Annotated in this window: 11 protein-coding genes and 1 riboswitch; of the genes, 5 read left to right on the top strand and 6 right to left on the bottom strand. The window is 64.5% G+C overall.

Annotated elements, in window-relative coordinates; genetic code table 11:
* Positions 1 to 140: 140 nt before the first annotated feature.
* Positions 141 to 2,021, bottom strand: coding sequence for a phosphomethylpyrimidine synthase ThiC (gene thiC / locus OUZ45_RS19020; RefSeq protein WP_266171898.1), 1,881 nt, complete (start codon positions 2,019 to 2,021; stop codon positions 141 to 143).
* A 61-nt stretch (positions 2,022 to 2,082) separates the two neighbouring features.
* A riboswitch (TPP riboswitch) is annotated at positions 2,083 to 2,177 on the bottom strand.
* Between the two features lie 57 nt (positions 2,178 to 2,234).
* Entirely contained in the window at positions 2,235 to 2,885 is a 651-nt protein-coding gene (locus OUZ45_RS19015) for a TetR/AcrR family transcriptional regulator (protein WP_266171897.1), read from the bottom strand.
* A gap of 84 nt (positions 2,886 to 2,969) precedes the next feature.
* On the opposite strand from OUZ45_RS19015, the gene OUZ45_RS19010 reads away from it, so the two are divergent.
* The 3 genes from OUZ45_RS19010 to OUZ45_RS19000 all read left to right on the top strand — a co-directional run bounded on the left by OUZ45_RS19010 (position 2,970) and on the right by OUZ45_RS19000 (position 5,482).
* Positions 2,970 to 3,305, top strand: a complete 336-nt coding sequence (locus OUZ45_RS19010) for a hypothetical protein (protein ID WP_266171896.1) — start codon at positions 2,970 to 2,972, stop codon at positions 3,303 to 3,305.
* A gap of 163 nt (positions 3,306 to 3,468) precedes the next feature.
* Positions 3,469 to 4,128 (top strand): protein-L-isoaspartate O-methyltransferase family protein, encoded by a 660-nt coding sequence (locus OUZ45_RS19005; RefSeq protein WP_266171895.1) that lies wholly within the window; start codon positions 3,469 to 3,471, stop codon positions 4,126 to 4,128.
* A gap of 28 nt (positions 4,129 to 4,156) precedes the next feature.
* Complete coding sequence (locus OUZ45_RS19000; protein WP_266171894.1) at positions 4,157 to 5,482, top strand: TolC family outer membrane protein; 1,326 nt, start codon at positions 4,157 to 4,159, stop codon at positions 5,480 to 5,482.
* A gap of 60 nt (positions 5,483 to 5,542) precedes the next feature.
* Here OUZ45_RS19000 and waaA read toward each other — a convergent pair whose 3' ends face one another.
* Positions 5,543 to 6,808 carry a lipid IV(A) 3-deoxy-D-manno-octulosonic acid transferase gene (waaA, locus tag OUZ45_RS18995; protein WP_266171893.1) on the bottom strand — a complete coding sequence of 422 codons (1,266 nt, stop codon included), beginning with the start codon at positions 6,806 to 6,808 and terminating at the stop codon, positions 5,543 to 5,545.
* Between the two features lie 129 nt (positions 6,809 to 6,937).
* Between waaA and lpxL the strand changes: the two genes are divergently transcribed.
* Positions 6,938 to 7,864, top strand: coding sequence for an LpxL/LpxP family Kdo(2)-lipid IV(A) lauroyl/palmitoleoyl acyltransferase (lpxL, locus tag OUZ45_RS18990; RefSeq protein ID WP_266171892.1), 927 nt, complete (start codon positions 6,938 to 6,940; stop codon positions 7,862 to 7,864).
* 87 nt (positions 7,865 to 7,951) lie between these two features.
* Positions 7,952 to 8,866: a VirK/YbjX family protein gene (locus tag OUZ45_RS18985; protein WP_266171891.1), complete on the top strand. Its 915-nt coding sequence runs from the start codon at positions 7,952 to 7,954 to the stop codon at positions 8,864 to 8,866.
* 10 nt (positions 8,867 to 8,876) lie between these two features.
* On the opposite strand, the gene OUZ45_RS18980 is transcribed toward OUZ45_RS18985, so the two are convergent.
* From OUZ45_RS18980 to OUZ45_RS18970, 3 genes are all read right to left on the bottom strand, one after another.
* Positions 8,877 to 9,668: a glycosyltransferase family 2 protein gene (locus tag OUZ45_RS18980; protein ID WP_266171890.1), complete on the bottom strand. Its 792-nt coding sequence runs from the start codon at positions 9,666 to 9,668 to the stop codon at positions 8,877 to 8,879.
* Positions 9,658 to 10,938 carry an O-antigen ligase family protein gene (locus OUZ45_RS18975; RefSeq protein ID WP_266171889.1) on the bottom strand — a complete coding sequence of 427 codons (1,281 nt, stop codon included), beginning with the start codon at positions 10,936 to 10,938 and terminating at the stop codon, positions 9,658 to 9,660. Before OUZ45_RS18975 ends, OUZ45_RS18980 begins: the two co-directional genes overlap by 11 nt.
* 216 nt (positions 10,939 to 11,154) lie before the next feature.
* Positions 11,155 to 12,282, bottom strand: coding sequence for a glycosyltransferase (locus tag OUZ45_RS18970; protein WP_266171888.1), 1,128 nt, complete (start codon positions 12,280 to 12,282; stop codon positions 11,155 to 11,157).
* Positions 12,283 to 12,361 lie beyond the last annotated feature (79 nt).

The following is a 12,361-nucleotide window of genomic DNA, read 5'->3' as shown; positions in this document are numbered from 1 at the left end:
CGAGCGTCGATCTCATTACAACGCACCAAAGGTAACGCGGGATGACCCGCGCCTAACAGCTTGCGTCAAGCTTGCAGAACGCTACCCGGAGCCGCGCATGCGAGGGCATGCGCGGCTTGAGGGTCGACGTCCGGCCAGGATCAGGCGCGGTGGTAGACCTCGGCGCCCTGCTCACGGAACTCGGCCGCCTTTTCGGCCATGCCCTCATCCAGCGCGGTGATTTCGTCCGTGCCGTGCTCGGCGGCGTAGTCGCGCACGTCCTGGGTAATCTTCATCGAGCAGAATTTGGGGCCACACATCGAACAGAAATGCGCGGACTTGTGCGCGTCCTTGGGCAAGGTCTCGTCGTGGAATTCCTTGGCCTTCTCCGGATCGAGGCCGAGGTTGAACTGGTCGTCCCAGCGGAATTCGAAACGCGCCTTGCTCAGTGCATTGTCGCGCACCTGCGCACCGGGGTGGCCCTTGGCCAGATCCGCGGCGTGGGCGGCGATCTTGTAGGCGATGATGCCGTCGCGGACGTCCTGCTTGTTCGGCAGGCCCAGGTGTTCCTTCGGCGTGACGTAGCAAAGCATGGCCGTGCCGAACCAGCCGATCATCGCCGCGCCGATGGCGGAGGTGATGTGGTCGTAGCCCGGCGCGATGTCGGTGGTCAGCGGCCCCAAGGTATAGAACGGCGCCTCGTGGCACTTCTCCAACTGGCGATCCATGTTCTCCTTGATGAGATGCATGGGCACATGGCCGGGGCCTTCGATCATGGTCTGCACGTCGTGCTTCCACGCGATCTGGGTCAGCTCGCCCAGCGTGTCCAGCTCGCCGAACTGCGCGGCGTCGTTCGCGTCAGCGATGCAGCCGGGACGCAGACCGTCGCCGAGGCTGAAGGACACGTCATACGCCTTCATGATCTCGCAGATGTCTTCGAAGTGCGTGTAGAGGAAATTCTCTTTGTGATGCGCCAGGCACCACTTGGCCATGATCGAACCGCCGCGCGAGACGATGCCGGTAACGCGCTTGGCAGTGAGCGGCACGAAGCGCAGCAATACGCCAGCATGGATGGTGAAGTAGTCCACGCCCTGCTCGGCTTGCTCGATCAGCGTGTCGCGGTACAACTCCCACGTCAGATCTTCGGCCACGCCACCGACTTTCTCTAGCGCCTGATAGATCGGCACGGTGCCGATCGGTACGGGCGAGTTGCGGATGATCCACTCGCGCGTCTCGTGGATGTGCTTGCCGGTGGACAGATCCATCACGTTATCCGCGCCCCAGCGGATCGACCACACCAGCTTCTCCACTTCCTCGGCGATGCCCGACGACACGGCGCTGTTGCCGATGTTGGCGTTGATCTTGGTGAGGAAGTTGCGGCCGATGATCATCGGCTCGCTTTCCGGATGGTTGATGTTGGCCGGGATGATGGCGCGGCCGCGGGCAACTTCGTCGCGCACGAATTCCGGCGTGATCAACTTCGGCAAGGCCGCTCCGAAGGACTGGCCCGGATGCTGGGTGCGCAGTGCGCTGTCGGCCAGCGCCTCGATACGCTGGTTTTCGCGGATCGCGATGTATTCCATTTCCGGCGTCACGATGCCGCGGCGCGCGTAATGCATCTGAGTGACATTGGCGCCGGCCTTGGCCCGCAGCGGTGCGCGCAGGTGATGGCTGAAGCGGACGGGGTCGAGCTTGGCATCGACGGCGCGCTCGCGCCCGAAGGCGGAACTCAGACCGGACAGGCGTTCCACGTCGCCGCGCTCGGCGATCCACGCCGCACGCAGCGCCGGCAGGCCGGCGGCCAGATCGACGCGATAGTTCGGGTCGGTATAGGGGCCGGAGGTGTCGTAAACGGTGATCGACGGATTGGTCTCGCCGCCGAACAAGGTCGGCGTCTGCGCCTGGGCGATCTCGCGCAACGGCACTTTCAGATCGGGGCGGCTGCCTTGCACATAGATCTTGTGCGAACCGGGAATCGGCCGGGTCACGGCCTCGGAGAGTTCCTGCGCGGCGCGCGCGAGATCGGAGGGCTGGGCATTCATCGGCGTTACGTCCTTCGAGAGGCAGGGGACGAAGCGACGGCGCCGGACGCACGAAGGGCTGGGTTCGTGCGGCGAAGCTCCCTACACCGGTGCTAACCGGATCAGGTTCGAAGGGACTCTCTCAGCCGACTGTGGTCGGCACCCCCGCTTCCAGAAGCGGGTATTCAAGCACGAAACGCCGGATACGGGCGAGTACGCCCTCCGGACGGTCGTTCAGCGCGGGAGATAGGCGCGCAGGAAGGTGGCCACGCCGGCGCGGGCGTTGGCTTCCATTTCGTTGGCAAAGGCGTCCTGGCAGCCATCGCAGCCGAACATGCGGCGCAGCACCAAGTCGCCTTTGATCAGCGCGAAGAACTGCACGCTGGCCTGGGGTACGTTCTCGATATCCAGCTTGCCGTGGTCAACCGCCTGCTGCAGCAGGCGCTCCAGCAGCTTGTGCGTACGGGTGGGGCCCTCCTCCCACAGCAGTTTGCCGTAGCGGGGGTTGCCCTGGCGGCAGTCGCTGAGGATGGCGCGGAAGGTGCCGACATTCTGCGGATCGCAGTCGATATGGGCATGGGTGATGGCGATGTTCATCAGGACATCGGCGATATCGACTTGCGGGTCGTACTGGTAGGTTTCTTCGGGCAACAGGTCCTGGACACGCGCGCGGATGACTTCGCGAAACAGGTTGTCCTTGTCGCCGAAGTGGCTGTAGACGGTTAGTTTGGAAACACCGGCCTCGGCGGCCACGGCGTCCATGCTGGTACCGGCGAAAGCGTTGCGGATGAACAGGGCCTTGGCGGCCTCCAGGATCGCCGCACGCTTCTCCATGTCCTTCGGGCGACCGGGACCCTGGGGCTTGGTTTGCGGGATCGTGCTCATGCCTACACCTTCACAAAGGAATAACCGGGGTTTATTATACGCGTCGGTTTACTTATTTTCCACCGCCGTGCTGAACGGCCATCCATGACCTCTACTATCGCAGAACTCACCCTCAGCGGCCCTTATCGCCACGCCCAGCGCACGCTGGCCGCCTGGTTGGAACAGGGCCATGCCGTTGCCCGCCGCCGCACTTTCGCGACCCGGGCCACCCTGGCTGCATTGAATGCGCCGGAGCGGCATCAGCTGGCGCGCTGGCTGGCTTGGCTCGCGGTGGCAGCGCAGAGTCGCCAGCAGCAGACGCCCCACGGCCGCATCCGGCGCCTGGATGCGTCGCTGTACCAGGCCATGGAGAACGCGCTCGCGCACCTGCCCATGGGTATTGCCGGCACGCAGACTCAAGGTCGTCGATGGAGTGCGTAGTGTCCGCGGACACCGCGCCACGCATGACTTCCGTCAGCTCGGCGCGATGACTTCCGGCACTTCGTACGTAAGCAGGCAACCCCCAGGCTTTGCACATTGTCGGAACAGGCCTAAGCGCTTATCCTTTTTGACCTTTTTCGATTTGCACGGGACGTAGGCTGAGATGGCGATGAACTTCGAACAGGCGCGGCAAAACATGGTGGAAAACCAGGTGCGCCCCTGGGAGGTGCTGGACGGTCGCGTTCTCGACGTGCTCGGCCGCGTGCGCCGCGAAGATTTCGTCGCTCCCGAACATCGCCAGCTGGCCTTCGCCGACGTGAGCCTGCCGCTCGGCCACGACGAGGTGATGATGAAGCCGGTGCTCGAGGGCCGCGTATTGCAGGCGCTCGAACTCGGCGGAACCGAACAGGTGCTGGAGATCGGCACCGGCTCGGGCTTCCTCACCGCCTGCCTGGCCGGCCTGTCGGCACATGTCACCAGCGTGGATATCCATGCCGACTTCATCGCTGCCGCCGGCCAACGCCTTACGCAGGCCGGCGTCGCCAACGTGAAGCTGGAAGTGGGCGAAGCCGTCAACGGTTGGCAGCCGGCCAGCCTGTTCGACGTGCTGGTAGTGACTGGCGCCGTGCATGCGATTCCCCCACGTTTTCTCGGCTGGCTCAAGCCGGGCGGCCGCCTGCTGGCGGTGCGCGGCGAGTCACCGGCGCAGCAGCTGGTGTTGCTGACACATGAAGGCGAAGGCCGTTATCGTGAGGAAAGCATCCTCGAAACCGACCTGCCCTATCTGGCTCACGCCGAGCCGCCACGCCGATTCGTTTTTTGACCCCGATTCACACCCCATGAGGCAACCCATGCGCTTGAAGCTTCTGACCCTGGCCCTGGCCCTGACGGCACTCCCGTTGTCCGGCCACAGCGAGGATTTGCTGGATGCATACCGAGAAGCACGCGCCAACGATCCGGTGCTGTCGCAGGCGGATGCTAGCCGTCTGTCCACCGGTGAAGGCGTGACTCAGGCGCGTGCGCTGTTGCTGCCACAGCTCAACGCCGGCCTGACTTTCAGCCAGTCCAGCGGCAACAACAGTCTCGCCAGCGCGGCGAACGGCGGCGGCCATTCGCGTAGCCGCGACGTCTCGGCCACGCTCAACCAGAGTGTGGTCGACCTCAGCAAGTGGGCCAGCCTGAAGACCGCGCGTTCGCAGTCGAGCGCGGAGGATGAGCTGTATCAGGCAGCGCTGCAGGCGTTGTACGTCCGCGTCACCCAAGCCTACTTTGGCGTGCTCACCTCGCAGGATTCACTGACCTACGCCAAAGCCAACGAGGACGCCTTCAAGCAGTCCTACGAGCAGGCGGACCAGCGTTTCAAGGTCGGCCTCTCCGCCGTCACCGACGTGTACCAAGCCAAGTCGTACTACGAACTGGCCAAGGCGCAAACCATCGCCGCTCAGAACACGCTGAACGATTCCCGCGAAGCGCTGACCCAGATCACCGGCAAGCCGACCGGCGAATTGAAGAAGCTGCGCGAAGACCTGCCGATGGAAGGGCCCTCGCCGGACGACCCGAACACCTGGGTGCAGGAAGCGCTGAAGAACAACCCCAATGTGCTGTCGCAGCAGTACACCGTGGAAGCGAACGAGCACAGTATCAGCGCCGCGCGCGCCGGCCATCTGCCCACCATCAACGCCACGGTGACCCGCGGCGAGACCACCAGTTGGCTGGAAAACGGCAGCTTCAACCGTCCCGGCAACGGCCGCCTGGGCACCACCGCCGGCCTGACCCTGTCGGTGCCGATCTTCTCCGGCGGCGCCACCCAGTCGCGCGTGCGCCAGAGCATCTACCAGCGCGATGCCGCGCAGGATGCGCTGGAATCCCAGCGCCGCCTGGTCACCCGCGACACGTTGAACTTCTACCGCTCGGTGGGTGCCGGCATCCTGCAGGTGCAGGCGGCCAAAGCCTCGGTGGACTCGGGCCAGAAGGCGCTTGAAGCGACTCGCGCTGGTTTCGACGTCGGCACGCAGACCATGCTCAACGTGCTCAACTCGATTCAGACGCTGACCCAGGCCGAGAGCAGCTACTCGCAGGCGCGGCACACGTTCATTCTGAACAAGCTGCAGTTGAAGCAGGCTTCCGGCACCATCGACTTGAAAGATGTCGAGGCGGTCAACGCGCTGCTGCAATAAGCGTCGCGTACAACGCGACGAAACAAGAAGGCCGGGCATCGCCCGGCCTTCTTGTTTGCATCATTCCTGCAGCTGCTTGTCGATCAGCGCCATCACGCGCTGCACGGCACCGCGCTCGCTGTCGAACACGATCTTTGCCTTCGCGCCCATCGCTTCGCGGCGAGGCGGGTCACGCAGTAACTGCAGCACGTTTAGGCCGAGCTCTTCGGCGCCGTTCAAACGCACACCCGCTCCCTCACGGATCAGGGTCAGCGTGATTTCCTCGAAATTGAACGTGTGCGGCCCCACCAGCACTGGCGTGGAAAGCGCCGCAGGCTCCAGCACGTTATGCCCGCCGATGGGCACCAGGCTGCCGCCGACGAAGGCGAGATCGGCCGATGCGTAAAACTGCATCAGCTCGCCCATGGCGTCGATCACGAACACTTGATGCGCTGCCGTGGGCACGCGGTCCGCGCTGCGTGTGGCGACAGAGAAACCGAGGCTGCGCACGGAGTTCTCCACCATCTTGAAACGCTCCGGGTGGCGTGGCGCGATCAGCAGCAGCGCATCGGGCAGGCGCTTGAGTACCTGCAGATGCGCTTCCAGCACCGGCAGCTCTTCGCCCTCGTGCGTGCTCCCTGCGATCCATACCGGACGCAGACGACCCCACTGCTGGCGCAGTTCTTTACCGGCCGGCGCGGCGTCGTAGGGCACCGGCATGTCGAATTTCATATTGCCGCTGACCACGATGCGCGCCGGATCGACACCGAGCAGCCGATAGCGCGCTGCATCGGTGCGCGATTGCGCCGCGATCTGCCGCACGCAGCCGAGCGCCGAGCGCACCAAGCCCTGCAGTGGGCGATAGCCACGCAGGGAGCGCTCGGACAGACGCGCGTTGACGATCATCAACGGGATGCCGCGACGCTTGCAGGCGAAGTAGAGATTCGGCCAGATCTCGGTTTCCACGATGACAGCCAGCCGCGGCCGCACGCGCTTCATGAATCGCGATACGGCGAACGGCAGATCGTAGGGCAGATAGACATGAAACACGCTGTCGCCGAACAGCTGACGCACCCGCTCCGAACCCGTGGGCGTCACGGTGGTGATCACCAGCGGTGCATGGGGATATGACTCGCGCAAGGCCTTGATCAACGGCTCGGCGGCATTCACTTCGCCCACCGACACCGCATGCACCCACAGGCTGCCGCGCACTTGGGGGCCCTGGTAGAAGCCGAAACGTTCGCGCCAGCGCCGGTGATAGTCGCGATAGCGGACACCGCGCGCGAGCAATCGCAGCACGATCAGCGGCGTGACCAGATACATGGCAAGGGTGTAGAGATAACGCAACGTGCAGACCCCTTGGTTAAGCGCCGCAGTATAGCCAGTGAAGGCGCTGCGAACCTTGGGATGCTCTGATCTAACCGCCCGTGCCACAACGCCCCTTGTTACAACGCCCCTTGTTAGAATCGGCACCCCATGCCTGGTGCACCCCGTCCCTCTTTCGAACGATCCCTGCTCGCGCCCACGCATTGGTTGGCGTGGATCGGTGTGGGCCTGTTGCGCCTGATCGCGCGACTGCCACGCGGTCTGCTGATGGCGGTGGGGCGTGGCCTCGGCGTGCTGATCCAGCACTTTCCTTCCGCACGCCGGCATGTGGCCGAGGTGAACATCGCCCTCTGCTTCCCGGAGCTTTCCAAGGCCGAGCAGGCAACGCTGGTAGATGCGCACCTGCGCGACATCGGCCTGATGATGGTGGAGTTCGCGCTCGGCTGGATGGGCAGCGACCGAGCCATCGCCCGCACGCCGGTGACCTTCGAGGGTATCGAGCACCTCGAAGCCGCGCGCGCGCAAGGCAAGGGTGTGCTGCTGGTCGGCGGCCACTTCTCCCATCTCGAACTATGCGCACGCCTGGTGTCGCGACATATCCGCATCGCCGGCATGTATCGCCGTATGGATGCCGCCGTGTTCGAATGGGCCGTGCTGCGTGCACGCCTCGACTACGCCGATGCCATGTTCGACAAGGACGACATCCGCGGCACCGTGAAGTATCTGCGCGGCGGCGGCACCTTGTGGTACGCGCCGGATCAAGACATGCGCAGCAAGGACAACGTGTTCGTGCCGTTCTTCGGTGTGCCCGCGGCGACCATCACCGCCACCCACCACTTGGCCCGCGTGTCCGGCGCAGTGGTCGTTCCCTTCTTTCATCGCCGCTTTGCCGACGGTAGCGGCTACGCCTTGCGACTTGGTGCGCCGCTCGCGGATTTCCCCAGCAGCGATGCACTGGACGACACCGCCCGAGTCAACTCAAGCATCGAACAGATGGTCCGCGAAGCGCCTGAACAGTACCTGTGGGTACACAAGCGCTTCAAGACACGCCCGCCGGGCAGTCCCGACATCTATTGAAATCCTGAACTCCGCATCAGCGTCATGACAGCCAAACGACAGATACATCGCTTACAAGACATGACGTGCCATCCCCCGACACCCCCTATGTCCCATCGGCTATTCCTGCGCTCGCTACGCCATCGTCATGACTGGCGCGGCTCACTACCGAAACGCTTCGCCTCCGCCCTCAAGTACCTCGCCCGCTGCGCCCGCATGGCGCGGCGTCAATCGGCGTGGCTGAAGACGCTGTACGGCTCGCCGCGACTTACCGCGATGCTCGCGCACGATCCACGCCTGCTGGAGCGCTGGCATCACCATTACATCAACCGCCGCCTCAGTCGCGCCCATCGCATGGCGGTGATCCGCGACCACTACCGGTTCGTGTTCTCGCAACTGCCCGATGCCATGGTCGATGCGGTCTATCTACGCGGGCGCTACCTGCTCGGCGTTCTTGCTCTTAAAGACGGCAGCGAGCTGCTGATCGAACTGCGCCGCCCTAGCGGCCGCAGCCGCGAGGGCGAACTGGCGCTGTGCCTGGCCAATACGCAGGGACAGCTGCTGTCCTCGGTGATCTTCAGCATCGCCGATGAAGGACGCAGCCTATTGATCGGATGCATGCAGGGCGCCGCAGCGGACCTGGGACGCGAAGCGGTGCGCGACTTGACCAAGCAGTGCCACGGCCTGCGCCCCAAGAATCTGCTGTTCTCGCTGCTGCTGGCTTTTGCGGAAGTGGCGGGCACCGAGCAGATACGTGGCGTCAGCAATCTGGCGCACCCCTTCGCTGGCGAGCAGGACAAGATCAAGGCCGACTACGACAGCTTCTGGCAGGAATGCCAGGGAGAGCCGCTGTCCGATGGTTTCTTTGCCTTGCCTTCCCGCGAACCCGTGCGCGATGAGATGCAGGTGGAGAGCAAGCACCGTTCCGCCTTCCGCAAGCGCGAAGCGCTGCGTCGCGAGGCTGGCGAGCTGTTGATTAGCGCTCTGCGCGGTGGCGTATTGCCGCTGGTGAAGGCGGCCTGACGAAAGACGTCTAGCCGTCCCTTTTCGCCCTTTCGGGCACACGGTCTCCGCCGCCCGTCGCCCGCGTCGCCTCATACAGTTTGGCGTACTTGAGAAACGCATAGAACGCATGGATGCGCGCGGCGATGAAACCTGCCCATCCCGAACGATAGTGGCCGCGCAACAGGTAGTAGCGGAGGAACGCAGCGGTGGAATTGGTCAGCATGCGTAGGCGCAAACCTCCGCTACGGCGCCCCGCCAGATCGGCCAACTGCAGGCTGGAGTAGCGGTTGGCCTTGTCCACGCGACCGGCAATGTCGCGCTCGCCATAGTGATCCAGGATCACATCCAGCACGCCGATGGAGCCGTCCACCTGCACTTCCTCGTGTACCTCATGCGCGCTCATCCGAGCCCGCTGCCGATCGAACAGGCGTACGTAGTGGTTGAGCCGGCTGCGCGGCGACTGCCATTGCCAGAAGATCCACTCGCGCCGCCACAGCTGATAGCCGGCGTGGGCTGGCTCTTGGAGCACCTTGCCCAGTAGGTCGGCGGCGCCTTCCGGCAGCGCCTCATCCGAGTCCAGCAACAAGACCCAGCGGTGATGCGCCAAATCGATCGCCGCCTGCTTCTGCGCGCTGTAACCCGCGAACGGCTGCATCTCCACCCGCGCACCGTAATGAGCGGCAATGGCGCAGCTGGCATCGCTGGAACCGGAATCGAGTACGACGATCTCATCGGCCCAACGAACGCTGGCCAGACAGGCATCGAGCGTGGCGGCGCTGTTGTAGCTGGTCACCACCACGGACAAGGGTTCACGCGCCATGCGTCGCTGCCCCCTTGGTATCGGGCTGCACGTACAGCGCCGCGCACCACAAGCCGAGCAGCCAGGCGAACAGCAAACCCCACCATGCCGAATAGAAGGCCAGATGGGTGTTCAACGGGAACAACATCACACCCAGCGCCACGCTGGCAGGAAAAGCGCGCTGGCGTGCTGCTGGCCCCACACGCCACATATGCCACAACGCGAACCCCACGGCGACGAGCCACAGGATCAGACCGATGGCGCCAGTCTCCGTGAGTATCTCCAGCACCACCTGGTGCGCATGGCAGGCGCCTTCGCCTTCACCGCAGGCCTCACCCGTAACCACGAAATGATCATTGGCCGGCGCCACCTGCGGGTAGGCATAGCGGAAGCCACGCACGCCGACACCATTAAGCGGATGGGCGACGAACATCTTCAAGCTGGTGCGCCAGATATCTAGACGACCGCTGAGCGCCGCATTCACCGCCTGATCCGAGCCCTGCAGCGCCACCAGGGTGTGATCCATGCGGGCATGGAACCGATCGGACGTTTTCCACGCAACGCCGCCCGCCACCGCCAGCACCAGCACACCAGCGCCACAAGACAGCAAGAAACGCCGCGGCGACTTTGCCTCGTGCCACGCGAACGCCGCCACTACTAAGGCATAGCTCAACCAAGCCGCACGGGAGCCAGCCAGCAATACCGGCCCGAGCAGCAACAAACCCGCGATGACCAGGCCACGCAACCCCCAACGCTGCCTCGCCGACCACAACGCGAACGGCGACAACACCGCCAGTGTCGGCCCCAACTTCAGATTGGCTGCACCGAAAATACCGGAGACGCGCTCCGCTTCGGCATGTCCGCCCAGGCTCCAGCCCGTGAGCGCCTGCACCCAGGCATCCAGCACCCACCACGCCAGTACCACGGCGACCGCCGCATACATCGCCTGCAACTTCGAATCCCTGCGAATCGCGAAGCAGGCATAGAGTCCCAGAGGGATGTAGCGCATCAGCACCGCCACCGTGGACCAGCTCTTGCCGGGCGCAATCGCGCCAAAAGCGGATATCAACGCGGCGCCGATATAAGCCGCCAGCAGCCATAACAGCAGACGCGCGCCAACGTGTTCGCTAAGCGCACGTGGGTGGCGCAGCAACAGCATCACCGTGCCCAGCAGGCACAGGAACGTCCCCAACTCGGCGCTGCGTCCGAACGGCAGCAGCGCGATCACCAACCAGTATGGCAACAGCGGCGAGCGGAGAGCGGCCTTGAGCGTTGGGACGAATGAATGCATGCGCGGATCCGATGGAGAAGCCCGGGCATTGTATGTAGGAGCGCACCCTGTGCGCGAAGCGGTCCGCAAGGACCGCGCTTTTTGAACATCGGCCCTGCTGGCGCAGGGCTTTCACTCGGGCCATCCATGGCCCTCGCCCTGCGGGCGGCTTACGCCGTGCAAACCGGCAGTCCTGCCGGTTTGTCGCGCACAGGGTGTGCTCCTACAGGACGGCGCTTACGCCGTGGTGATTTCGTCGTACAGCGCCAGCGTCGCCTGTTGCATGTCGGACAGGCGGTAGTTCTGCAGCATCGGGATCGGCGGCGCCACGCGCAGCAGTTCGGCCGCGCGTTCCACCAGGCGTTCGCGGTCGCCCACCGGGACACGGCCGGCCGGGTACAACTCGGCCAGCAGTTCGCCGACGCCGCCGTGCGCGTAGCCAAGCACCGGCCGGCACAGCGACAACGCCTCGACCACGGTTCGACCAAAGGACTCAGGCTTGTTGGACAGCTGCAACACCAGCGCGGAGATGGCATAGATGTCGCGCACGTCGTTGCGCGGCGGCGTGAGCACCACCTGCGACTCCACGCCCTTGGCGCGGATCAGCTCGCGCAACTCGGTCACGTAAGCTTCGCGGCCCGGCTCGATCACGCCGAGCAACAACAAACGGGCATCGATGCCGCGGCGCCTCAGCTCGGCCACCAGCTCGATGGCATCGTGATGACCCTTCAGGCGCGTGCCGCGGGCCGGCAAGGTCAGCAGCGGGGCGCCGGCCAACTTTGGAAATTCAGCGAAGAACGCCTTCTGCCAAGCATCGTCTGGCCGATGCCCGTAAGGAAAAGCTTCCGGATCGATGCCGCGCGGGATCACCCGCACGCGCGAAGGCTCCAGCCAGTGGTAGTGGCTGAGCACGTAGTCGCGCAGCGTCTGCGATACCGCAATCACCCGTTCGCCGCGCAGCAGGATGGCGCTGTAATAGCCGGGCGAATTGAGGCCGTGCACCGTGGTCACGAAATGCGGCCGGGGCGTGAGCCCCTTCAGTGCCCACCAGCCCAGCCACGCCGGCAAGCGCGAACGGGCGTGCACGATATCCGGCTTGAGTTCAGCCAGCACGCGGCGCAAAGCCCCCACCCGGGTCAGGGTGCGCAGTGACTTGCTGCCGATATCCAGGGCGATGTGCTCGCTACCCTCGGCCTGCAGCTGCCCAACCAGGCGCCCACCTGCCGAAATCACCACGGATCGATGACCCGCCTGGGCCAGCGCACGCGCCACTTCCAGCGCAGAACGCTCGGCCCCACCCGCGCGCAGGGCCGGGATCAACTGAACGACGGTCAGCGACCGGGCAGGTGCGGCAACGGCAGACATGGTCGATTCGATAAGTGCCTTCATCCCTGTAGACAAGCAGCAATCATGCCGAAAGCCGCCAGTTGTCATATCCGGGCCA

This window comes from Dyella subtropica, assembly GCF_026283965.1.
Lineage (GTDB): Bacteria > Pseudomonadota > Gammaproteobacteria > Xanthomonadales > Rhodanobacteraceae > Dyella_D > Dyella_D subtropica.
The sequence above is the reverse complement of the archived record's forward strand: the minus strand, read 5'-3'. Positions and strand labels throughout refer to the sequence as shown.